We start from the raw sequence: 23957 nt of genomic DNA on the forward strand, positions 1-23957 counted from the left end.
AATTTAAAACGCAAGTGCTACACTTACGGGCTATTTTAAAGAAGAAACAGATACGTTGCATCTGCCCGGTAAGCACACGTTCGAAAACACCGGATACACTCGCTTCAAGCGAACATCATATATATTAAAAACTAATTATTTACTTATTAACACTTAGATTTATGAAAGCAAAGATTTCACTATTACTTCTGTTCTGCTCGCTCTTTTCTTTTAGCACATTTGCCCAAGACAAACCGATAAAAGATAGAAGAACGCATCCCGATCTCTATTTCCTCGAAGAGTCTGAAGTAGCCAACAGTTTAGATCTTTTACCCCCTCCACCCAGTGCGGAAAGCATTCTTTTCTTATATGATAAAGCCAGATACGATTGGGGGAAATCGCAAAGAAATACAGAAAGAGGAGATCAAGCAGTACAAGATGCCCGTATAGACGGCAACGGGGTTCCAATCGCATTTTCCGAAGCATTTGGTGTCAACATTACCAAAGAGCAAACTCCCGAAATCCATAAGTTATTGATAAATATGAGGGAAGATGCCGGAGACTTAGCTACGCGTCAAGCCAAGAATTACTATATGCGCGTTCGCCCGTTTAGCTTCTTCAACGAACCCACGTGCAACCCCGAGCAGCAAAAAGAGCTCTCTACCAATGGTTCTTATCCATCCGGACATACGTCTATCGGTTGGGCTACAGCTCTTGTATTGGCCGAGATTAATCCCGACCGACAAAATGAGATCTTGAAAAGAGGTTTTGAGATGGGACAGAGCAGAGTTATCTGCGGATATCATTTTCAGAGTGATGTGGACGCTGCCCGAATTGTAGCTAGCGGTGTCGTGGCTCGTCTTCACGCCAACGAAGCTTTTATGGCTCAATTAAAGAAAGCGAAAAAAGAGTTCGAGAAGCTTCAAAAACAAGGAGCTGTCAAAGTAAGCAACCGTAAACTAACTAACTAACCTTATATATAAATCTGATTTATGAATAGAATGATATTAGCCGGAGTTATGAGTTTTTGCCTACTCTCTCCGTTGCAAACAAAAGCGCAAGACGTCTTAAAGGTAACACCAACCGGAAGAATATTAATGGATGCAGCCTTGTACGACTCTAAAAATGCAAGCTTCGTCAATGGAGTTGCCATCCCCGATATCAGAATAGGTGTAAAAGCAAGCTACGGAAAGTTTAAAGGAAAAGTCGACATCGGCTATGCTTACGGAAAAGTATCGCTAAAGGACGTTTTTGTCGAAAGGAAGCTTACCTCTTCTTCGCTCTTGCGTGTAGGTAACTTCGTACATCAGTTTGGTCTGCAAAGCTCTACTAGTTCGTCGATGAAAATCACCATGGAAGAGCCTACCAGCAACGAAGCCTTCTTCAACTCAAGGCTAATCGGAGCCATGTATCTGTACGATAAGAATGAGTTCTTTGCTGCGGCGAGCGTTCATCTCGAAAACGAAGCGATCAAACAAACGACGGACAAGTTAAATAAACAAGGATACGGTGCCATGACCCGATTGGTCTATCGCCCATTCCGCAACGATGGTGCCATCTTTCAGGTGGGACTCTCGGGAGCTTATGAAACGCCGAGGTACAATAGCCAAAAGGAGTTGAACCACAGTAGCTTTGTACTGGGTGCCAATTTCCCCACACGGGTAGCCAAGGTGCGCGCTGTCGAAGCAACCATCACCGATGCTAAATACCTAATCAAGTTTACTCCCGAAGTGGCTGCCGCTTATGGCCCCATCGGACTGGAAACGCAGTACTACTACCTGAATGTAAAGAGAAAAAATGACTTAGACTCCTACAAAGCGAGTGGAGCCTACGCATTGCTCAGGGGGTTGATCATCGGAGGAAACTACAAATATGCTCATGCCGACGCCGGTATTGCCACTCCCGAACCGGGCTCGTTAGAGTGTGTACTTGGCTACAACTACACAGATATGTCGGATGGTCGGTCGCAGATCTACGGAGGACGTTTGAATGACTTCGTTGTCGACCTGAATTACTATATCAACAAATATATGATTTGGAGGTTGAGGTATTCTTATACGAATGTTAAGAATAGAGCCGGTTTCGACAATCAATCATTGAATGCGATTCAAACCAGATTCCAATTCATCTTCTAAGTACCTGTTCGTATATTAACAGAATGAGTCCGCCTGCTATCATCAGACGGACTCATTCTATTTTATAAATTAGCCTTTACCGCATCGATCAGTTCCTGATATTCGGCATCGCTTAGATACTCCTTGCCGGGATTCATCTGAAACGTTGCACCATAATCGGGTCCATCGACATATTTCGGTGCCAGATGAAAGTGCAGGTGCGACAACTTATCCGAATAAGCGCCATAATTAATCTTTTCGGGATGGAAAGCACGATCCATGGCGCGGGTTACGCGTGCCACATCGGCCATAAAGGCATTGCGCTCTTCATCGCTCAACTCGTTGAGGTCGTTCACATGACCATTGTACGCCACCAGACAACGACCGCGATAGGTCTGTTCCTTGAAAAGGAAAGCACGAGACACACTGAGCTGCGCAATCTCTATCATAAGGCTATGCAATGTGTCGTTGTTCTGACAATACAAACACTCTTTCGGATCACTTTTCATGATACATTCTTTTTAATTAATAATTGGTATACATTGTTCTTTTCGCCAACCACCCAAACCACGTCGCCCTCTTCAAAGGGAGCGTTCACGTCAGGAGTCATCAGTACTTCTTTCTCCCGTTCGATACCGGCTATCAGGCAATGATATTTCTCGCGTATACCCGATTGCCGCAAGGTTTTGCCCAGAAACACCGAATCGGCATCGACTCTGAACTGCTTCAGGGTCATTTCACTGCTCTCGAACACATCCGAATCGATATACGAACCGTTGGACATGGCTTCGCTGAACTGATTCAACTGCTCGTCGGTACCGATTACCTGAATCATATCGTGCGGAAACAGGCGAACGCTCCCACCCGGTATATTGATGCGCCGTTTGCCTCGCAAGATAGAAACCACATGAACACCGTACTTACGCCCCAGATCAAGCTCCATCAATGTACGACCTGCCCAAAGAGACTCTCCGGGAATCTCCAGATCGGTAAGATGCAAGTCGCGCGATAGCAAGTGACCGGCATATTCGGGCTTCTTCTGTCCCATATACTCTGCCCGTTGATCGCGCGACCGGAGGTTCTGAAAGAATTTGCGCTCGATCAGTATCGACTGTTTCTTCAAACGGCGCGAGAGCACCATCAGTACCACTGCCAGAACGGCCGTACCGATCATTAAACCGGTAGAGGCCTTAAACAACCGAGCGATAATGAACATCACAAACAACACACAAATTACCACACGAAGCAGGATAGTAGATGCCAACGGACCGCGGTTGACCCGGCTATCGTTCCACAAAGTCATGAACTCGACCGAGTGATTCTTCTTCACCATAATGGCGCGCAGAAAGGGCGATATGCACAAGATGGTGAAGAAAGCAGCCAGCAAGCTGCCCCAGATACCGGGCAGGTTCTCTTTAAAGAAAGGAACCACAAAGCGGAACGAAAGCAGAATAACCGAGATACTGATGATCGAATACACCACTACAATGCGTATCATCGCCAAGAGCAGTTTGCGCCAGAGGCTTTCATTGTTGACCGTCTCCGTGCCGGACGAGTAGCGTGCCAGAAATCGCTTCCAAGAACGTGGCAGCCGGCTATCGACAAAGTTGTAGGCAGGTTCGGATATACGGATCATATAGGGGGTGATGAAGGTTGTTATCACCGAAACGGCTACCACGATGGGGTACAGAAAATCGCTCGTCACGTGGAGCGACACACCCAAAGCAGCAATGATAAAGGCAAATTCGCCTATCTGCGTCAAACTGAAACCGCACTGCATGGCCGTCTTCAGCGGTTGCCCCGATAGCAGCACACCGAAAGTACCGAAGATGGACTGTCCCAGAATAACCACCAGTGTTACTACCCCGATAGGCAAGGCGTATTCGGCAATCATGTACGGATCGACCATCATGCCTACCGAAACGAAGAAGATGGCTCCGAAGAGGTTCTTGACAGGCTTCACCAATCGGTCGATGGATTCGGCTTCGATCGTTTCGGCCAGAATGGAGCCCATCACAAAAGCTCCGAAAGCAGGCGAAAAACCGGCATGCGAAGCCATCATCACCATGCCGAAACAAAGAGCCAGCGAAACGATAAGCAGCGTCTCTTCGCTCATGAGCTTCCGGCAACGTTTCAGCAGTTCGGGAATCAGATAAATACCTACCACGAACCATAGAATGAGGAAGAAAAGCAATTTGCCGATACTTTCGAGCATCTCGCTGCCTTCGAAGTTCTTGCTCAACGCCATGGTCGAGAGCATCACCATCAATACAATGGCCAGTATGTCTTCGAGAATCAAAATACTGAGTACCAATCCGGTAAATTTTTTCTTGCGCAACCCCAGATCGTCGAACGCTTTATAGATGATCGTGGTCGATGACATGGCAATCATCCCGCCCAGAAAAAGGCAGTCCATGCGTTGCCACCCGAAACTCATGCCCACACCGATACCAAGCAAAGTCATACAGAAGATAATGGTACAAGCAGCAATCACTGCCGTGCCGCCCACCTTGACTATCTTCTTGAAACTAAACTCGAGCCCCAGTGCAAAGAGAAGAAAGATCACACCAATATCTGCCCACGTCTGAACATTGGCAGTGTCTATCACCGAAGGGGTAAAAGGCACGTGATGGCCTGTTAGAAAACCGGCAACGATATAACCTAAAACCAACGGTTGCTTGAGCTTCTTAAACAAGAGCGTCATGACGCCGGCGGAGAGCAGAATCAACGCAAGATCGGCAATCAGTGTAGGTAAGTGTGACATGTGGTAGTACTTTTTTCTCTACAAAAGTAAACGAATTCTCTTAAACAACGAACAAAAACGGAAAAAGATGTAAGTATGATAAATAAAACAGAACACCCGGGTGAAGGAAAGACCTACACCCGGGTGCATTACTGAAGTATGTATCTTTACAGGTCGCTTTACTTCCTGAAAGGAGTCTTCACCACCACCGCTTTGAGCTTACGTCCGCGCATATCAATGTAGATTTCGGTGCCTACTTTGCTATATTCCGGCTTTACGTAGCCCATACCGATTCCGATTTTACGGGTAGGCGACATCGTGCCCGAAGTAACCACCCCCATCGCATCGCCCGATTCGGTTACCAGCTCGTAGCCATGACGGGGGATACCACGATCGATCATCTCAAAGCCCACCAACTTGCGCACTGTTCCTTCGCTTTTCTGCTTTTCGAGCAGGGCGCGGTTGGTAAAGTTTTTGCCTTCCACAAACTTGGTGATCCACCCCAAGCCGGCTTCAATGGGCGAGGTAGTATCGTCAAGATCGTTGCCATAGAGGCAGAACCCCATCTCGAGCCGAAGCGTATCGCGGGCTCCCAAACCGATGGGCTTGATGCCGAACTCCTCGCCTGCTTCGAATACCGCCTGCCATATCTTGTCGGCAGCCTCAGGGTAGAAGTAGAGTTCGAAACCTCCGGCTCCGGTATAGCCTGTATTGGAGATAATCACATTCTTCTCGCCGGCAAACTCGCCTACCTTAAAGGTATAGTAAGGAATGTCGGAAAGATTGATAGCGGTGAGCTTCTGCAAGGCAAGAATTGCTTTGGGACCCTGCACGGCGAGTTGCGCCATGTGGTCGGATGCGTTTTCGAGCTCTGCCCCTACCGTATTGTGTGCTACGCACCAGTTCCAGTCTTTTTCGATGTTCGAGGCGTTGACCACGAGCAGGTACTTCTGCGGTTCGTATTGATACACGAGCAGGTCGTCTACAATACCGCCGTCTTCGTTGGGGAAGCAGGTGTACTGCACCTTGCCGGGCTCGAGTGCAGCCACGTTGTTCGAGGTAACCTGCTGCAAAAAGGCGAGCGCGTTGGGGCCTTTTACCCAAAATTCGCCCATGTGCGATACATCGAACACACCTACGGCGTTGCAAACCGTGAGGTGTTCGTCGATGATACCATTGTATTCAATGGGCATGTTGTATCCTGCAAATTCGTGCATCTTCGCACCCAGTGCGATATGCTTCTCGGTAAATGGGGTGGTTTTCATTGGTGTTTACGTATTTAAAATTACAAATTGGTATTAATTAAGCTTGTTCGGCAACCAGTTGGGCAATCTTGACGATCACCTTCATGGCCTTTTCCATGTTCTGAACGGGTACGAACTCGTAGCGTCCGTGAAAGTTCAAACCGCCCGCAAAGATATTGGGGCAGGGCAATCCCTTGAACGAGAGTTGTGCACCGTCGGTTCCGCCACGAATGGGGCGCACGTTGGGTTTCACACCTACCGCTTCCATCGCGGCAAAGGCGGTATCGATGATGTGCATCACCGGCTCTATCTTCTCGCGCATGTTGTAGTACTGATCGTGCAGCTCGAGGGTAGCCGTTCCGCAGCCGAACTCGGTGTTGATCTGATTGACCAAACGCTCGATCTCCCGCTTACGGGCTTCGAACTTTTCGCGGTCATGGTCGCGAACGATGTACGTGAGGTTCGTCTGCTCCACATCGCCATGCGTGGCAATGAGGTGATAGAAACCTTCGTATCCCGAGGTGCGTTCGGGCACTTCGGCAGCAGGCAGCAGACCAATGAAGCGGTTGGCTACGCTGATGGAGTTGATCATCTTATTCTTGGCATAGCCGGGGTGAACGTTGCGTCCTTTGAACGTTATCTTGGCCGAGGCGGCATTGAAGTTCTCGTACTCCAGCTCCCCCACTTCGCCGCCGTCCATGGTGTAGGCCCATTGGCAGCCAAACTTCTCGACGTCGAACTTATGAGCACCTTCGCCAATCTCCTCGTCGGGGTTGAAGCCGATACGGATCTTGCCGTGCTTCACCTCGGGATGCTCCTTGAGGTAGGCAATGGCACTGACGATTTCGGCAATACCCGCCTTGTCGTCGGCTCCCAGAAGGGTTTTGCCGTTGGTCACGATCAGGTCTTCGCCTTTGTGGTCGAGCAGTTCGGGAAATTGTGCGGGCGAGAGTATCACCTTATCTTCTTCGCAGAGAACGATGTCCGACCCGTTGTAGTTGGCTACGATGCGGGGGCTGACGTCCTTTCCGGTCATATCCGGACTGGTATCGAGGTGCGAGATGAAGCCGATCACCGGTACTTCTTTGTCTGTATTGGCAGGCAGCGTGGCAAAGAGATAGCCATGCTCATCGAGCGTAATCTCTTCGAGGCCCAACGTTTCGAGTTCGGTCTTGAGATATTGGGCAAAAACCATCTGCCCGGGGGTGCTGGGGGTAAGCCGTGTACTGTCGTCGGACTGTGTATCAAAGCTTACGTACTTTAAAAAGCGTTCTACTAAAGTCATATTATTTACGATTTAACGATTTACGATTGGCAACGGGAGTTGCATAGGCCGTAAAGGTAGAAAAAGAGCCGTGAACTGCCAAGCAAATTCACGGCTCTTTTTGTAGTATAGAGGATATTCCTTTCGTCTGTTTCGCAGCAAGCTTACTACCCCGACAGAGTATTGCCCCCGAGATTGCACCCTTTTGTCCGGGAGATAATTGCTTTCTCACCTAGGTGGGTAAGCTTACCCACCCGGGTGGGGAATTCTTCTCACCTAGGTGGGGAGACCTTCTCACCCGGGTGAGAAGGTAATTTCGTACGCTTATAAGTTACATAATAACGGGCAGAAAAGCAAGCAATGCCGTGCTATTGGCGGGGCAATAGGCGCGGCATTGGTCGTTATAATTGGTTGCTTCGGTCGTTAGAAGTCGCTGTTTCGTAATTAGAAGTGGCTGCTTCCGTCGAAACAGTGCGTACATACCTTGCATTTGGGCAGACCGATGGCCTCAACCAACGTCTCAATCGTATTGAACTGCAAAGACGAGAGGCTGAAACGTTCGGCAATGATACCGACCATCTTCTCGTATTCGGGCGTACCGGCGGTGGCGTATTGTTCGAGCTTCGCATTTTCATCGCCCTCCAACTCCTGAATGATGCGGCGGGTAATGAGCTCCAGCGTGCTCTTGGAAGAGGTAAAGCCGATGAACGGACAGCTATAAATAAGCGGTGGGCAGGCAATGCGCATGTGCACCTCTTTGGCTCCGCAATCGTACAGCACCTTTACATTGTCGCGCAATTGCGTGCCGCGTACGATGGAGTCATCGCAAAACAAGATGCGTTTATCGGCGAGCATGGCGCGGTTGGGTATGAGTTTCATCTTAGCTACGAGCGAACGCATCTCCTGATTGCTCGGTGTGAAGCTGCGCGGCCAGGTAGGCGTGTATTTGGCGATGGCGCGATGATAAGGCACGCCCTTGCCTTCGGCATATCCGAGTGCCATGCCTACGCCCGAATCGGGGATGCCGCAAGCGCAATCGACCTCGGAGGTATCTTTCTGCCCCATCTTCATGCCGCTGGCGAAGCGTACTTCTTCTACATTGCGCCCTTCGTAGCAGGAGGTGGGGAAACCGTAGTACACCCACAGGAACGAACAGATCTGCATCCCTTCGTTGGGCTTGCGAAGCTGCTCCATGCTGTCGGCACGCAGCCTGATAATCTCGCCCGGACCGAGGTACTTCTCTATCTCGTAGTCGAGGTTGGGAAAGCTGCTCGACTCGCTGGTGGCGGCATACGCTCCATCTTTCTTGCCGATGACGATAGGCGTGCGCCCCCATTGGTCGCGGGCGGCAATGATGCCATCGTCGGTAAGGATGAGCATCGAGCAGGAGCCTTTGATGTGTTTGTATACATTTTCGATACCATCGACAAACGTTTTTCCTTGAATGATGAGTAGAGCGATAAGTTCGGTCTGGTTGGTGGTGCTCGAACTGAATTCGGCGAAGTGCATGTTTTGGGAGAGTAGTTGTTGTTCCAACTCTTCGATGTTGGCTATTTTGGCAACCGTAACAATGGCGAAGCGGCCGAGGTGGGAATTAATGATAATCGGTTGTGCGTCTGTATCGCTGATAATGCCTATGCCGACATTTCCTTCAAACTTTTCCAGGTCTGCTTCAAACTTGGTTCGGAAGTATGAACTCTCCAGGTTGTGGATGGAGCGAATAAATCCGTGCTCTTCACTGTAGGTGGCAAGCCCCCCGCGTTTGGTTCCCAAATGTGAATTGTAGTCTGTACCGTAGAATAAATCGGTTGCGCAACTCACCTGCGAAACCGTTCCAAAAAAACCTCCCATGTTGTGTTCTTTAAATGTTATTGTTTTAAAAGATGAGCGCAAAAGTACAACAAATAGGTGATATAAAAAAGCACTCTGCAGAGTTTCCCATGCAGAGTGCGATCGATCTGTAATCAAATAAAATACTTAATCAAACGAAACGCTTTTTATTTCCATTTTTTCAACGCTTTGATATCGGCAGGTGTTGCCTCGATCAGGCTAAGAGCGAAGCCGCCGCTGCGTGCCAGCTGCGCCGACATCTTGGTTTTGGCGGTTACCAATCCTTTCGTTATCTGATACGACGTAGGATTCTTCTCGTAGTCGGCATCTTTTCCGTCGGCGTAGAGCGTGGCTACATACTGCTTGCCCGGGTCGAGGAAGTTGAGCGTAAAGGTAGAACGACGCGGGTTTTCGTCGGTAATACCGCCTACGAACCAATTGTTGGTGCCTTTGGCCTTGCGGGCTACGGTGATGTAGTCGCCCGGTTCTGCTTCGAGGTATTGGCTATCGTCCCAGTCAACGGCTACGTCTTTGATAAATTGGAATGCATCCATATAGCGTTCGTAGCTTTCGGGCAGGTCGGCCGCCATCTGCAAGGGGCTGTACATGGTTAGGTACAGTGCCAACTGCTTGGCCAAGGTGGTATGTACGAAACTGTGCTCGCCCGGAAGGAAGGATAGCTGCGTATCGAAGATACCCGGCGTGTAATCCATCGGTCCGCCGATCAGACGGGTAAAGGGCAACAGCGTGGTATGGAAGGGTTTGCTTCCTCCAAAGGCCTCGTACTCAGTGCCGCGAGCGGACTCGTTGCCGATCAGGTTGGGATAGGTGCGACACAATCCGGTGGGGCGAACGGCTTCGTGTGCATTGACACACACCTTATAATCGGCTGCTTTCTGAATGGCATACAGGTAGTGGTTGTTCATCCATTGTCCGTAGTGGTGTTCGCCACGCGGAATGATATCGCCTACGTAACCGCTCTTCACGGCATTGTAGCCATTGTCTACCATGAATTGATAGGCTTTGTCCATGTGGCGCTCGTAGTTACGTACCGACCCGGAGGTTTCGTGGTGCATCATCAGCTTCACCCCTTTGTCGGCGGCGTAGGCATTGAGCATCTTCACATCAAAGTCGGGATACGGGGTTACGAAGTCGAACACATAGTCCTTCGAATGGCCAAACCAGTCTTCCCATCCTTGGTTCCATCCCTCGACCAATACCTGGTCGAAGCCATGCTCGGCGGCAAAGTCGATGTGACGCTTTACGTTTTCGTTGGTAGCACCGTGCTTGCCGTTGGGCTTAGTCTTGGTATAATCGGTCACGCCAAGTTTGATCGAAGGCAACTCGTCGGTATAGGCCCAAGAGCTCTTTCCGGTAATCATCTCCCACCACACACCGATGTACTTGACCGGTTTGATCCACGATACATCTTCGTAGGCACAGGGTTCGTTGAGGTTCAAGGTGAGCTTGGACGAGAGGATATCGCGTGCATCGTCGCTCACGATAACGGTACGCCAAGGCGACTGGCAGGGTGCTTGCATATAACCCTTATCGCCTACTGCATCGGGGGTTAACCACGACTCGAACACGAAGTTCTTATCATCGAGGTTGAGGTTCATACAAGAGTAGTCCACCAAAGCGGCTTCGTGCAGGTTGATGTAAAGCCCGTCGGCCGTTTTCATCTGCAACGAGGTTTGCACACCGGTAGGCGAAAACGAGGTTTGCGATGCATTGCCGGTAATGGCCGTAGGCATCAAGCCTCTGATTTCGGATAGTTTCGATTGGGTATAGTCGTATTCCTGCGTATCGTAGTCGCCGGGAATCCAGAATGCGGTATGGTCGCCCGTCATGGCAAACTGCGAATGTTCTTCTTTGATAACGAAGTAGTTCAGGTTCTTCTGCAACGGAAACTCATAGCGGAAGCCCAACCCGTCGTTGTATAAGCGGAAACGGATGATGATGTGGCGATCTTGTGCCTTCTGGTCGAGCGTTACGGCCAGTTCGTTGTACTGGTTGCGGATGTTCTTCACCTCGCCCCATACAGGCGACCAAGTTTCGTCAAAGCTCGCCGTTTGGCTATCGGCCAGCGTAAAGCCATTCATCAGTCCGGGATCGTTCTTTAACTCCAATCCCAGTTTGGAGGGTTTAATCACTTCCTTGCCTTTGTAGGTAAGTTCGTAGGTGGGTTCGCCTTGCGCGCCAACCGAGAAGTTGAGCTTCAAGAGCCCGTTGGGAGAGGTAATGCTTTGCGCCACTGCCACCGTACTTACCAAGAAGGAAAGTAAGAGGCAAGTTAGCGTTGCCGTAAGTGTTTTGAGGTTCTTCATGATATAACTGAATTAGTTTTTAAATTCGTAAGGCAAAGATAACGTAGAAACTGTGCGAACCCGCATGCATATAAACCGAATATAAAAGATTATTCAGGAAACATTTGCATAATCCTCTTATTATCAAACTGATATACAGGCAGTCGGGAAACGGAAATATAGGTTATTTCAATCGATACTTCCTATTTTAAGTACCTCTTCTTCAAACTTTTCGCGGTTCAGGGCTTTGTTTTTTACCTTGTTTCGATAGGTATAAATGGTGTTGACGGAGTAATGCAGGAAGTTGGCAATCTTCGAACTGTCGTCAATGCCCAAGCGGATGAAGGCGAAGATGCGCAACTCGGTATTGAGCAGTTCGCCCGGTTTGGGCACGAAGCGTTCGTCGGGTTGCAGCAGCTCGTTGAACCTCGCCACAAAGTCGGGGTAGAGATGCAGAAAGGCACTGTCGAAGTTGGCATAAAACTCCTTCTGCTCGCCATCGGCCTGCTGCGGCGATTTGGTGAGTTTGAGCAACTCTTCCGTTTGCCCCGACATGACTTTGCGGTGAACCGTACGCCGGAAGTGGTCGAGCTTCTCCATATAGACCGAACAAAGGCTGAGAAAGTGGCCGATATACTCCTCTTTAATATGGTTGGCCTGCCTGAGGTTGTGCTGGGTGGCAGACAAACGTTTCATCTGCTTGTATATCCGGACAACGGCTATAATAAGGAAAGCCGACAAAATACTGACCAGCACCAGAAAGAAGATCAACTGCCTGCGTTGCGTCTCGGTTTGCCGTTTATAAGCAGCATCGATCACCGGCAGCATGTTGGAGACCTCGACCGTGCGCAGGCGGGCGTTGCAAAAGATGGCATCTTCGAGCGAATATTTACTGTACCGGTAGGCGCGGTCGATATCTCCCTGCCGGTAGAGCGACATAGCCAACTGTTGCAAAGCGGCATTCTCCTTGACTGAAGCCTTGATATCCGAGAGGGCCGACAGCGCGAGGTATTTCTCGTAAGCAGCGCGGTTGCCCTCTACATTATATATCTGTGCAAGCGAAAAGGCGGCACGGGCATACACGTTGGAGGTTTCGGGCTGTTGCCGTAGCAGGGCACTCAATTCGTTGCGTGCCTGTGGGTATTGATGCGAAGCGAAGAGCTGCTCGGCTTTGTACAAGCGGTATTCGGGCGAGGCGGGCGGAAGCAGTGCAATGAGTGAATCGCGGTACTGGCGATGCAAGCTGTCGTAAACGGCCGTATAAGATTGGTTGTGCGAATAAACCGCCAAGAAAGAGTATAGCTGACGGCCGCAATCGTACCAAGCAGCCAACAAGCTGTCGGGTAGAGCCGACCGATCTACCTCGTGCAGGGTTTCGAGTGCCTCTTTGTACATACCCGAAACCGAGAATACGGCTACCCGGCTCAACTGCGTTTCGTCCACCCAGTCGGTACGATGCAGCTTACGGGCGAGTGCCAGACTCCGGTCAAAGTAATTCATGGCAGAGTCGGATACGAACAACTGGTATTCGTTGCCTAACCGGCGGTTGAGCGCAAACGCCTGCGGAGCCGTAATGCCCGGTCGGTGCAACAACTGCTTCAACCGATCGATGCGTTCGTCTTTGGTCTTGCGGTAAACGTCCTGTTGGCTCAATACGCGATCCAGACAGATCAATGCAGAATCTGCCTCACTGGCTGCCCGCGTAGTAGGAACGATGCAGCAGAGAATAGTGAAAAGTAAAAAAAGAGTTTTCATGATACGCCCGTTAGCTTTAACGTCCAAAAGTACAAAAATTCCACAGAAACAGCTACCTTTGCCGCAGTTAAACATCTAAAAAGAATGAAAGAGCTGGTTTATATATTTATAGGTGGCGGTGCGGGCAGTGTTTTGCGCTATCTGGCGCAGATAGCCGTCAACGAGCGAATCGCGCCCTTTGCTTTTCCTTTCTCTTGGGGAACGTTTACCGTCAACGTTGCCGGTAGTTTACTCATCGGCCTTTTCTATTCGTTGTCCGACCACTTTCAACTATCGATGGAGGCTCGCCTGTTTCTTACTGCCGGATTGTGTGGAGGGTTTACCACCTTCTCAACCTTTTCGAACGATGCGCTGAGTATGCTCGAAGGCGGTTTCTACGGAACCTTCGCTGTTTACGTTTTTCTGAGCATCGTGCTGGGCATCGGCGCAGTACTGTTGGGCGGATATATCGGAAAACTCATTGCTTAACTCCTTCAACCGACATGAAACTACCCAAACATAAAAAGAACGCCCCCGTGCGTGTGGCTCCTCCCTCCATGGAAGCGCAAAGCAACAGCGAACAATCACTGAAAGAGTGGCTCGAAAGAGAGGAGACGGTAGCCGATCTGCACTTTGCCAAACAGGCGGAGGAATACATCGACCGCCCCTATCGGACAATCAAGAACTGCACGTTCAGCGGCAGTACCTTCGCCGAGTGTCAACTCAAAGCGTGCCAGCTCTCCGATATTCGTTTCGAGAACTGCGACTTGTCCAACATCTCCTTTGCCGAGAGTTCACTCTACCGTGTGGAGTTTGTTTCGTGCAAGCTGGTGGGTACCAATCTGGGCGAAACCACGCTCAATCATGTATCTATGTCGCATTGCAACGGCATGTACATCAACCTCTCGATGAGTAAGATGAACCAAGTCTCTTTTCGTTCGTGCGACTTCCGCAACGGCAGCTTCAACGATGCCAAACTCGCTTCGGTCGAACTGCCCGACTGTCTGCTCATCGAAGCCGACTTCTCGCACACCTCGCTGCGAGGCATCGATTTGCGCACATCGCGCATCAATGGAATCATCCTTACGTTGGCCGATTTGCGCGGTGCCACCGTCAGTTCCCTGCAAGCCATGGATTTGTTGCCACTACTGGGTGTGGTCATTGAGGATTAATTAACCTTCTGGAGGGCAACAAATCGGATCTCTTATTTGTTATCTTATATAATGCAAATCAAATATATAACGAATTTGCAATTTACTTAACATAACAAAGAAGATAATGAAAATAGAAAAGATTTTAGGGAGAGAGATTCTCGATTCGAGAGGTAACCCCACAGTAGAGGTTGATGTTATTTTGGAATCGGGTATTATGGGTCGTGCCTCCGTACCATCGGGAGCATCGACAGGCGAACACGAAGCGCTCGAATTGCGTGACGGCGACAAACATCGTTATCTCGGCAAAGGTGTACAGAAAGCTGTTGAGAATGTAAACAAGATCATTGCTCCGCACTTAGTAGGTATGTCGGCACTCGACCAAATGGGTGTTGACCACATGATGTTGGCTCTCGACGGAACAAAAACAAAATCGAAACTGGGTGCTAACGCCATTCTCGGTGTGTCGCTGGCAGTAGCCAAAGCGGCAGCCAACTACCTCGATCTTCCACTCTATCGCTACATCGGCGGAACAAACACCTATGTACTGCCTGTACCGATGATGAATATCATCAACGGTGGTTCGCACAGTGACGCTCCGATTGCTTTTCAGGAATTTATGATTCGCCCGGTGGGTGCTCAGTCTTTCCGTGAGGGTTTGCGTATGGGTGCCGAGGTGTTCCATGCCTTGAAAAAGGTGTTGAAAGATCGTGGTCTCAGCACAGCCGTGGGAGACGAAGGCGGCTTTGCTCCGAAACTGGAAGGTACGGAAGATGCCATCAACTCGATTCTCGAAGCAATCAAAGCAGCCGGATACCAACCGGGCAAGGATGTAACCATCGCCATGGACTGCGCTGCTTCCGAATTCTATCGCAACGGTGTGTATGACTATAGCAAGTTCGAAGGCGAACATGGCAAAAAGCGTACCAGCGACGAACAGATTGATTATCTGGAAGAGTTGCTAAACAAATTCCCCATCGACTCTATCGAAGACGGTATGAACGAAAACGACTGGGAGGGCTGGAAGAAGTTGACCGAACGCATCGGACACCGCTGCCAGTTGGTAGGCGACGATTTGTTTGTGACCAACGTCGATTTCCTATCGAAAGGTATTGCCGAGGGTTGTGCCAACTCGATTCTAATCAAGGTAAACCAGATCGGTTCGCTAACCGAAACGTTGAATACCATCGAAATGGCTCACCGTCATGGATATACCACCGTTACTTCGCATCGCTCGGGCGAAACGGAAGATGCCACCATCGCCGATATCGCTGTGGCTACGAATAGCGGACAGATTAAGACCGGATCGTTGAGCCGCTCGGATCGTATGGCTAAGTACAACCAGTTGCTCCGTATCGAGGAAGAGTTGGGCGAACGGGCTGTATACGGATACAAACGGATCGGGAAATAAAAAGCCATTGACAAAAAAAGAGGTTGAAGCCCTTTACAGATTCTAAAGATATGATGTTAGGAAGAAGAAACAATAATACCGCTTCTTTTTAAGGAAACTAAGAAAATTCATACTATATTTGCAATAAACAAAGCATCTATTGACATGATTCGCTTAATTTTACTGACAGATTTTACAGAATCCTTTTCGTACAATCTTCTTAAAGGCATTCTTGCTTATTCAAAAAGCCATGAACCGTGGGTTGTATGTCGTATGCCGCCATCCTACAAAAATATTTATGGTATAGAAGGTGTACTAAAATGGGCAAAGACCTGGCAGGCAGATGCTATCATCGGAACGTTCAACAATGATGATGTGGGGGTATTTCATACGAATGGAATTATCGCCATAGCTCAAGATTATAAATCAAGATTCAGTAATATTCCCAATATAACTGGCGGCTATCGCGAAGCTGGAAGAATGGCAGCGGAATTCTTTGTCAATAAAGGATTCCGCCATTTTGCATTCTATGGTTACCGTGATACCATATGGTCGCAGGAGCGTTGCGAAGGATTTTATGAATATATAACATCGCAAGGATTTGGCGATAATTTCTATTCTTATCAAGAACAGTCTTTAGATGATTTGTGGTTTTATGAGGCTCCTCCACTCCTTTCATGGTTGAAGTCGCTCCCCCAACCCACAGCATTGATGGCCTGCGACGATAATCAAGGCAATCGTATTACGGAGATTTGCAAAGTGAACAACATCCGAGTACCCGATAAGATAGCCATACTGGGGGTGGATAATGATGAAATAATCTGCAATCTTTCAGATCCTCCACTGTCTAGTATTAGCCAAAATATAGCCAGAGGTGGATTCGAAGTTGCTGAATTGATTGAGCATTTATTGAACGACGAAAAGACGCCTCATAAAGACGTGATCATACCACCGGTAACTATAGTTAACCGTCATTCAACAGATTTCTATCCTACAACAGATGCACACATACACACCGTTCTGAAGTATATCCATAAAAACATAGCCACAGATATTACAGTATCAGACATTGTAAAGCAAGTGCCTCTGTCGCGCCGTCTGCTGGAAATACGATTTAAGCAAGTAACACAACAGACTGTTCATAAATATATATTTAACCTACGAATGGAACGTTTTGCCCAGCTATTATTAGCTAGTGATGCCCCTATTGCAGAGGTTGCAGAACAGGTTGGAGTAAATGATCTAAAGAACCTGTCCCGACAGTTTAAAGCTTTAAAGAATGTTACTCCCAATGAATATAGAAAAGAGCACCGGATATAAATACGGAACACATTTAATCAATGCTGTTCGGGCAAAAAGAATATTTCGTCCGGCAAAGCCATTTCTAAGATGTTACGACTGGAGTATCCTATTTCCAACTCTTGTCCCATATAGTCCTCAAAATACAGAAGATGTAGCTCGTGAAAACCCTTCTCAAGAGCGATTTTACCTTCGACGCGCCGTCCACTATGTCCGCCATCGTTATCGACTACCGGCTGACCATCAATGTAAAGTACGGAGCCATCGTCTGAGAAAGTATAAAAAAGATACACACCTCTCTCCGGGATATTCACCAATGTACGGAACTCGTAAGCGAAATGATCGGTTTCCGGAGCCTCTTTGATTGAAATATTCTTTAAGATTCCCTCCTTCACCTTTTTACAAGAAGAAATGTGAGCAACACGTTTACATTTTCCTTCATAATAGGTATAAGCTACTCCACGCTTTGGAGCTGATACCTTCACAGCAGGTTGATAAGTCATAGTCTGCTCTTCTTCCGAATTTAGTCCTGAAGGATAATAATAAGTGACTTCACGTCCGGCAGGAGTAGTGATCCATGTATCGAACTTTCGCTGGTCTTCGTATAACTGAATGATTCGGCCTCCCCGTTTCAATGAACCGTAAGCATCTGCACCCGTCACACGACCAAAACCCAACGCTATGTCTTTATTAATTCCAATGAAGTCATTATCGTGATCGTGTCCTACAAACACCCCCATCACATCCTGTGCTTCTATGAATGACGCAAACATACCGGAATTAATCTTTGATCCGGCAATGCTTTCCTCGGCAGTACCATAAGTTTTTCCGTCACCTATAACCTCGTTATATTCAAGCAAAGGAATATGGAAAAAAGCCAAAGCAGGCAACGGCTTTCCTCCATTTTTCTTTGTAAAGAGTGCACTTTGCTGACGATACCATTCTATTTGATCAAAATGAATCCAATCATAAGCACCATATAGCTTATTCGGTTGATAATCATTAGAATCAATGCAGTATAGTAAGGATTTTACTCTATCTTTCGAATCATAGACAGGAAGTATGCAATTACCGCAGCCCATAATTTCCTTGGGGCCTTTTGTGCCTACGTAATAAGGGGATGTCAAAAGAAAATCGTATATTTTATCTTTAGCAATATATTCAGCATCGTGATTGCCCATAGTAACGACAAAGGGAGTTTTGGTCTCTTCAAAAAGATTGACTATGCGTCTCCAACCTTCCATTGCGGGGTTGTAAGTTACCACGTCGCCACTCAGCACTACGAGGTCGGGGTGCTCAGCGTTTAGTACCGCCCTGAGGGTAGCCGCCGTTTCAGCACATTTCTCGGAATTCGGCATCCAATGCAGATCTGTAAACTGAGCTATTACAAACTTACCGTCCTTAAAATTTAAACGGTTTTGAGCTGATAATATGAGTGGCAATATACCCAAACAAAAAAATAAAAGAATATATTTATTATTCATACCATATATTTTTCTAAGATTAGTACAATTCTATTTCATCCACAGCCAATCGGCTAGGCTGCCCTTCGTGATAGTAACCTCTCGGACATCCGCCCCCGCTCAGAAATTCCAGACGGACGTAGCGACCCAAGGCTTCAGGGAAAGACAATGATACAGGAAAGCGTGTGCCTTCCGTCGGACTAAAGTCGTAAGTAAGCTTCTGATTACCCACTGTGGTAAACTCCTTACCATCATTCGATACCGAAGCAGTAACCACACGTGCAGGCCAAAGCATATCATAAGGACGCCACAAAAAAGCAAAAGCTGCTTTATGTACAGAGATCGGTTTCCTCAAATCAAATGTCATCTGTACAGTATCTGCATCGAAGATAACCCAGCGGCGCAATTCGCGTGCATATCCCCGAACACCGTCCGACAAACCCATACCGGGATTTACTTTATCGGAAGATGGAAGTGGGACACAAGTATAGAAATTTCCGGTAGCCTTGTTTATAGTAAAACTCTTATGAGTGATTTTACCCAAGGGCTTTCCCTTTCTGTAGACAGCCGCATAGATAACAGCATCTTCGGCAACACGCACAGGAGCTGTGTAAAGAGGAGAAGAAGCCAGAATTACAGAATCATTGACAGCATAATGAATCTCCGCATCCGGACAGAAAGTATTCAAAGTAACTTCGTAAACATTCTGAGTAGAGTTCCAAGTGCCTGTGAGACTAACTTCGTAGAAATTACGGCAAGAATTTACCTCACAATAATCCAACCGTTCGAATTCTTTATCCAATCTGCGCGTGAAAGAGTAAAAGTCCTTATGTGCGGGTTGCGTCCATTGTACTTCCGCCATTGCCAACAGGCGCGGAAAGGCCATGTATTCAAAGTGTTCGGGAGTCTGGATATACTCTCCCCAAATATTAGCCTGTGTACCTATGATATAAGATTGTTCTTGAGATGTCAACTCAACAGGTAAAGGATTGTAATTATAGGCAGTGTCTAAAGGTAAGAAGCCTCCGATAGCCAAAGGAGCAAACTCAGGACTTTCCTGATAATGGTCGTAATAACAAGTGCTACCGGGAGTCATTATCACATGATGCTTTTTACGAGCAGCCTCCATTCCACCTTTCTCACCACGCCAGGACATCAGGGTGGCATTAGGAGCAAGCCCACCTTCGAGTATCTCATCCCAGCCAATGATATCACGCCCCTTGCTATTGACAAATTGCTCTATCCGGTGAATAAACCAACTTTGTAAAGCCTCTTCATCAGGCAAACCCTCACGTTTCATCAAAACCTGACAATGTTCACACTTCTTCCAGGCTTTCTTCGGGCATTCATCACCGCCAATGTGGATATAATGACTAGGAAAAAGATCGATTACTTCCGTCAAGACATTTTCCAGAAATCGAAAAGTACCTTCTTTAGGACAGTATACTTCATCAAAGACATCGAAATAATCACGCACGACGTACGTTTTCCCCAATCCGCATGAATGTTCGGGATAAGCTGCCAACGCAGCCGAAGCATGTCCGGGCATCTCTATCTCGGGAATAACGGTAATAAAACGATCGGAAGCGTATTTCACAATTTCTTTGATATCCTCCTGAGTATAGTATCCTCTTTGTTCTTTTCCGTCAAAGCGACGCGGGTAGTAATAATCACAAAATCCCACTTGGGTCTGACTACGACGGGAACCTATCTCAATAAGCCGGGGGTATTTCTTGATTTCTATCCTCCATCCCTGATCATCCGTCAGATGGAAGTGGAACTTATTCATCTTGTACATCGCCATCAGGTCAAGGAACTTCAAGACTTCTTCCTTGGGTTGAAAATTACGCGCTACATCCATCATTGCCCCCCGATGAGAGAAACGGGGAGCATCTGCAATATGAATAGCCGGAAGTTCTATCTTCTTTTCATACTTCTGACGGGTATCATAAATCCCGGCAGGCATCAGTTGCAATAAAGATTGAATGCCATAGAACAGTCCGGCACTGGTTTGGTTGGAAGCAATCTTTATACCACCGGATGTTACATCGAGCGTATAAGCCTCATCAGCCAAAGAAGAATCGGCAAGGAAACAGATATCAGCCTGCTCGCCCGGTGAGACAGGCTTCAGGGTAACGGCAGTATTCTTCAAAGCATTCGTCAAATAACCAAATACGAGCATCGAAGCAGAGTTCGGTGAAACCGCTACACGCTTTTCACCTTGCAGAAGATAAGTGCCCTGCCCTTCAATAACCTGATTGGGCATAGGTATGATGCCACTACGTGTTTCCATAGAATTACTTTTTCCTCCGCCACACGAAAGAAAATGGACTGATGCAGCAAGCAACCAATACATTATTTTCATAACGGTTGAGATAATAAGTCAGGGTATTCCCTGATTGTTTTTAGGATCAGTTCTCCAAAGAGAGTATTCACCCATGCAAACCAAGAACGGGTGAAGTCTAAGGCATTATCGGCATTGAAGGACTCGTGCATAAAGCCTGTATCTCCGTCCGTATCGCGCAATTGCTTAAGACAGGTACGTATCTCTCCGACATTATCGGTAGTGAAAGCTTTCATAATGATACTCATAGGCCAAACGTAATTCAATCCTACATGAGGCCCTCCTACCCCCTCACCATCTTTTCCCTTGAAAAAATAGGGATTATTATCACTCCATATCATGTTGCGGGTATTCTGATAAATAGCATCTTTATAAGAACAATAGCCCAAGTATGGAGCAGCCAGCAGACTTGGCACATTGGCATCGTCCATACAGAGCGTATTGCCAAATCCATCTACCTCGAAAGCATAGATACGTCCGCAAACAGGATGATTGAAAGTGCCGTATTTACGAATAGCACTGTCCACTTCGTCAGATAAAGCGATGCATTCCGCAGCAAAATCTTCGTTCTTATAAACTTTCGTTTCTATCTCTGCCAATTGCCGTAAAGAGACCACGGCAAACATATTGGAAGGGATCAGGAAACCGTATTGCGTAGAGTCGTCTGACGGACGAAAAGAAGAAACAATCAATCCGACAGGCTTGACAGGTGCACCCCAACCACCATTTATCTGCGAATCGGTGGGGCGATCACAGTCGCGCGTAAAGCTATATGGACCTAAACCTTCTTTTCGTTGTTGCTCTTTAAAGGTTTGTACAACCAGCTTCATGGCTTCATGCCAATCGGCATTGAATGGGGAAGCATCTTCCGTAAGCTGCCAGTAATGGTGAGCCAGACGGATTGGATAACACAAAGAGTCTATTTCCCACTTGCGTTCGTGCAACTCTTTCACCATGTGCTGGGTATGGTCGGTTTCCCAATAGCTTCCCAGCGGACCGTCGTTGAAAGCATTGGCATAAGGATCTATACGGATACACTGTGTCTGACGGTTGATGAGTCCGGCCACCATGAATTGAAGCTCCTCATCGTCTTTCATCAGAGGTAGATAAGGCCACACTTGTGCCGAAGAATCGCGCAGCCACATAGCGTCAATGTCACCCGTGATAACAAATGTATCCGGTCGGCCGTTTTTTACCTTGTATCTGACGGTAGTATCGAGAGTATTCGAAAAACAGTTTTCGAACATCCAACGAAGCTTTTCATCTTTTATCTTGGGCTTGTTCGCTTCAATAGCCGCATCTACTGCTTTAGAAATAAAATGACGTTTATCCACAGGCGGACGTTTGGAAACATACTTCGGATTCGGGGTTGCAGATGAAGAGAGCACAGTAGACGGACGAAGGCTCATTGCTGCCAGAGCAAGTCCACTTGTCTTCAGGAATTGGCGTCGTGACATATTATTTTTCATGGTTGATATTTACTGTTAGTAGGTATGTTTACCAGGGGTTATACTTATCTTTTTTTCTTTGTTGCCATAGAGCACCACGAGTTCAAAGCCGATATTGGTATCAACGGTAATGCGTGGTTCATCGGCTGCCGAGCGACGTGTCTCGGCTTTTAAGTGAATCATTCCTTCGGAACCAAAAGGATAACGTTCTATGCCATTGGTTTCTGTCAGATTCATATCCCAGATAATCTGCTTTTTGGCATAGTCGCCACGAATGCCTATGATAAACTCAATAAATTCGGCAATAGGCGGAAGCCCTGTCCAACCTACAAAATTATCACGTGCCATAAATCCGGGCTCCGGACTCTCAGGCGCATAATACTCGTAAAAGGTACCGGTCTTTTTGTATACTTCGAATACCTGTCCATAATGGTTCAAGGCTATTTCGCGTGCCAGTTTGCGATAGCCTTTCTGTACAAGTCCCTGCATTACCATATAGTTAGTTCCTGGCCAAACCCCTCCCTGCCAGTAGCGTCCGTTCTCCTTATACTTGGGATGATCCGCCGACAGAGAGGGAATGCGATATTTACGGTTGAAGGTTGCGGGATTATCAAGTTCTTTCACCATCCGATCCAGTTGCAGTGTGTCGAGGACATCGGCATAAAGTGTCCAGTAGGCACCTATGCCTTTGGTAGTGCAGAGAGTACCGTCGGCATACCGGTCATAAAGGAAGCCTGTCTTTTCGTCCCAAAGATTATCATGGATGTACTTCTTCAGCATCTTAGCCTCGTCTTCAAACTCTTCTATCTCTTGCCAGCGTTCCAGGTAGAAGCCCATTTCAAGCAGAAGATTAGCTGTGAAAAGTTGTTGCAAGTTAGTATCGATCCACACCATGTGTCCGTGGCTGTAAATGGGGCTATAACCTTCGGGCACACGGGGCATATTATCCATACCCGTACCCCACCCACTCGACCAATAAGTACCATTTTGCCACGTACGGTTCAGCTTCAACCATTTATAATAGGCGCAAAGTACAGGGAAAATTTTATGTAGGCGTTCGGTGTCGCCAAACTGGTGGTAATACACCATCTCACACCAAGGCATCAGGTTAGGTCCCGTACTTACAGGATCGTAACGTTCGAAGCAATCGGCACCGTCTGCCTTTATTTCACGACAGATAAAACCATCGGGATGTTGCTTGGCATAGAAGTTATCAAGTGTGTGCTGGAAGGGGAAAAAGCGTGTACCATAGCGGGCAAACATGAGTATAAAGGAAGAATCCCACATGAAGATATTTCCATTGTAAGCCGTATCTAGATAGCTCGAAACGAAACCCGAACCAGCTTGTGGAGCACGAATATTGCCGATGGCTAATTCCCATGCCTTCCAGTACATTTCCAATTCCTTGGCATGTCCTGTCCAAATGGGATTGGGAAGAATCTGACGGGCTTCTTGAAAGCTCTTCGGCTCTATGGTTTCGGGCTTCGCTATACGATACTCATTCTCAGCAACTAACGGTTCTTTTACATAGGTATTCTTATAAGGCAGACGATACTTCTCATCGTTGCCACAACTTTGTGCCTTTAGTATGGGAAGTGCCGTACAGGAAAGCAGACATGTAAATAAAAAATGTTTCAGCATGGAAAAT

Annotated in this window: 17 protein-coding genes; 6 read left to right on the forward strand and 11 right to left on the reverse strand. The window is 47.6% G+C overall.

Annotation, left to right across the window (positions count from 1 at the left end; translation table 11 throughout):
- Positions 1-161 precede the first annotated feature (161 nt).
- Both TY03_RS05610 and TY03_RS05615 read left to right on the forward strand, forming a co-directional pair.
- Positions 162-950 carry an acid phosphatase gene (locus tag TY03_RS05610; RefSeq protein ID WP_042368116.1) on the forward strand — a complete coding sequence of 263 codons (789 nt, stop codon included), beginning with the start codon at positions 162-164 and terminating at the stop codon, positions 948-950.
- Between the two features lie 21 nt (positions 951-971).
- On the forward strand, positions 972-2114 hold the full coding sequence (locus tag TY03_RS05615; protein WP_042368118.1) for an OprO/OprP family phosphate-selective porin: 1143 nt from the start codon (positions 972-974) through the stop codon (positions 2112-2114).
- A gap of 62 nt (positions 2115-2176) precedes the next feature.
- Here TY03_RS05615 and TY03_RS05620 read toward each other — a convergent pair whose 3' ends face one another.
- The 7 genes from TY03_RS05620 to TY03_RS05650 form a co-directional block, all read right to left on the reverse strand.
- Positions 2177-2602 (reverse strand): HIT family protein, encoded by a 426-nt coding sequence (locus TY03_RS05620; protein ID WP_042368120.1) that lies wholly within the window; start codon positions 2600-2602, stop codon positions 2177-2179.
- Positions 2599-4857 (reverse strand): cation:proton antiporter domain-containing protein, encoded by a 2259-nt coding sequence (locus TY03_RS05625; protein ID WP_042368122.1) that lies wholly within the window; start codon positions 4855-4857, stop codon positions 2599-2601. The genes TY03_RS05620 and TY03_RS05625 overlap by 4 nt, the downstream gene beginning before the upstream one ends.
- A 158-nt stretch (positions 4858-5015) precedes the next feature.
- A complete protein-coding gene (gcvT, locus tag TY03_RS05630) occupies positions 5016-6101 on the reverse strand; it encodes a glycine cleavage system aminomethyltransferase GcvT (RefSeq protein ID WP_042368124.1) in 1086 nt (361 codons plus the stop codon).
- Between the two features lie 37 nt (positions 6102-6138).
- Positions 6139-7365, reverse strand: a complete 1227-nt coding sequence (gene pepT / locus TY03_RS05635; protein ID WP_042368126.1) for a peptidase T — start codon at positions 7363-7365, stop codon at positions 6139-6141.
- 423 nt (positions 7366-7788) lie between these two features.
- Entirely contained in the window at positions 7789-9195 is a 1407-nt protein-coding gene (locus TY03_RS05640) for an amidophosphoribosyltransferase (RefSeq protein WP_042368128.1), read from the reverse strand.
- 146 nt (positions 9196-9341) lie between these two features.
- Positions 9342-11501 (reverse strand): glycoside hydrolase family 97 protein, encoded by a 2160-nt coding sequence (locus TY03_RS05645; RefSeq protein WP_042368130.1) that lies wholly within the window; start codon positions 11499-11501, stop codon positions 9342-9344.
- 168 nt (positions 11502-11669) lie between these two features.
- Entirely contained in the window at positions 11670-13235 is a 1566-nt protein-coding gene (locus TY03_RS05650) for a DUF6377 domain-containing protein (RefSeq protein ID WP_042368132.1), read from the reverse strand.
- Positions 13236-13319: 84 nt separating this feature from the next.
- Between TY03_RS05650 and crcB the strand changes: the two genes are divergently transcribed.
- The 4 genes from crcB to TY03_RS05670 all read left to right on the forward strand — a co-directional run bounded on the left by crcB (position 13320) and on the right by TY03_RS05670 (position 17075).
- Entirely contained in the window at positions 13320-13703 is a 384-nt protein-coding gene (gene crcB / locus TY03_RS05655; protein WP_042368134.1) for a fluoride efflux transporter CrcB, read from the forward strand.
- Between the two features lie 14 nt (positions 13704-13717).
- Entirely contained in the window at positions 13718-14386 is a 669-nt protein-coding gene (locus TY03_RS05660; RefSeq protein WP_042368136.1) for a pentapeptide repeat-containing protein, read from the forward strand.
- A 106-nt stretch (positions 14387-14492) separates the two neighbouring features.
- Entirely contained in the window at positions 14493-15776 is a 1284-nt protein-coding gene (eno, locus tag TY03_RS05665; protein ID WP_042368138.1) for a phosphopyruvate hydratase, read from the forward strand.
- 144 nt (positions 15777-15920) lie between these two features.
- Complete coding sequence (locus TY03_RS05670) at positions 15921-17075, forward strand: AraC family transcriptional regulator (RefSeq protein ID WP_042368140.1); 1155 nt, start codon at positions 15921-15923, stop codon at positions 17073-17075.
- 17 nt (positions 17076-17092) lie between these two features.
- On the opposite strand, the gene TY03_RS05675 is transcribed toward TY03_RS05670, so the two are convergent.
- The 4 genes from TY03_RS05675 to TY03_RS05690 all read right to left on the reverse strand — a co-directional run bounded on the left by TY03_RS05675 (position 17093) and on the right by TY03_RS05690 (position 23950).
- Positions 17093-18538 (reverse strand): metallophosphoesterase, encoded by a 1446-nt coding sequence (locus TY03_RS05675; RefSeq protein WP_042368141.1) that lies wholly within the window; start codon positions 18536-18538, stop codon positions 17093-17095.
- Positions 18539-18557: 19 nt separating this feature from the next.
- A complete protein-coding gene (locus TY03_RS05680) occupies positions 18558-20810 on the reverse strand; it encodes a glycoside hydrolase family 20 protein (RefSeq protein WP_230201908.1) in 2253 nt (750 codons plus the stop codon).
- Between the two features lie 68 nt (positions 20811-20878).
- Positions 20879-22330, reverse strand: a complete 1452-nt coding sequence (locus TY03_RS05685) for a glycoside hydrolase family 125 protein (RefSeq protein ID WP_042368145.1) — start codon at positions 22328-22330, stop codon at positions 20879-20881.
- Between the two features lie 15 nt (positions 22331-22345).
- Positions 22346-23950: an MGH1-like glycoside hydrolase domain-containing protein gene (locus tag TY03_RS05690; RefSeq protein ID WP_042368147.1), complete on the reverse strand. Its 1605-nt coding sequence runs from the start codon at positions 23948-23950 to the stop codon at positions 22346-22348.
- Positions 23951-23957: the final 7 nt, after the last annotated feature.

The organism is Bacteroides neonati, assembly GCF_000499785.1.
GTDB classification, from domain to species: Bacteria; Bacteroidota; Bacteroidia; order Bacteroidales; family Bacteroidaceae; genus Bacteroides; species Bacteroides neonati.

Bases quoted from the DNA above. Each gene is read 5' to 3' on its own strand.
- TY03_RS05610 (WP_042368116.1), top strand. From the start codon at position 162: ATGAAAGCAAAGATTTCACTATTACTTCTGTTCTGCTCGCTCTTTTCT.
- TY03_RS05615 (WP_042368118.1), top strand. From the start codon at position 972: ATGAATAGAATGATATTAGCCGGAGTTATGAGTTTTTGCCTACTCTCT.
- TY03_RS05620 (WP_042368120.1), bottom strand. From the start codon at position 2,602: ATGAAAAGTGATCCGAAAGAGTGTTTGTATTGTCAGAACAACGACACA.
- TY03_RS05625 (WP_042368122.1), bottom strand. From the start codon at position 4,857: ATGTCACACTTACCTACACTGATTGCCGATCTTGCGTTGATTCTGCTC.
- gcvT (WP_042368124.1), bottom strand. From the start codon at position 6,101: ATGAAAACCACCCCATTTACCGAGAAGCATATCGCACTGGGTGCGAAG.
- pepT (WP_042368126.1), bottom strand. From the start codon at position 7,365: ATGACTTTAGTAGAACGCTTTTTAAAGTACGTAAGCTTTGATACACAG.
- TY03_RS05640 (WP_042368128.1), bottom strand. From the start codon at position 9,195: ATGGGAGGTTTTTTTGGAACGGTTTCGCAGGTGAGTTGCGCAACCGAT.
- TY03_RS05645 (WP_042368130.1), bottom strand. From the start codon at position 11,501: ATGAAGAACCTCAAAACACTTACGGCAACGCTAACTTGCCTCTTACTT.
- TY03_RS05650 (WP_042368132.1), bottom strand. From the start codon at position 13,235: ATGAAAACTCTTTTTTTACTTTTCACTATTCTCTGCTGCATCGTTCCT.
- crcB (WP_042368134.1), top strand. From the start codon at position 13,320: ATGAAAGAGCTGGTTTATATATTTATAGGTGGCGGTGCGGGCAGTGTT.
- TY03_RS05660 (WP_042368136.1), top strand. From the start codon at position 13,718: ATGAAACTACCCAAACATAAAAAGAACGCCCCCGTGCGTGTGGCTCCT.
- eno (WP_042368138.1), top strand. From the start codon at position 14,493: ATGAAAATAGAAAAGATTTTAGGGAGAGAGATTCTCGATTCGAGAGGT.
- TY03_RS05670 (WP_042368140.1), top strand. From the start codon at position 15,921: ATGATTCGCTTAATTTTACTGACAGATTTTACAGAATCCTTTTCGTAC.
- TY03_RS05675 (WP_042368141.1), bottom strand. From the start codon at position 18,538: ATGAATAATAAATATATTCTTTTATTTTTTTGTTTGGGTATATTGCCA.
- TY03_RS05680 (WP_230201908.1), bottom strand. From the start codon at position 20,810: ATGGAAACACGTAGTGGCATCATACCTATGCCCAATCAGGTTATTGAA.
- TY03_RS05685 (WP_042368145.1), bottom strand. From the start codon at position 22,330: ATGAAAAATAATATGTCACGACGCCAATTCCTGAAGACAAGTGGACTT.
- TY03_RS05690 (WP_042368147.1), bottom strand. From the start codon at position 23,950: ATGCTGAAACATTTTTTATTTACATGTCTGCTTTCCTGTACGGCACTT.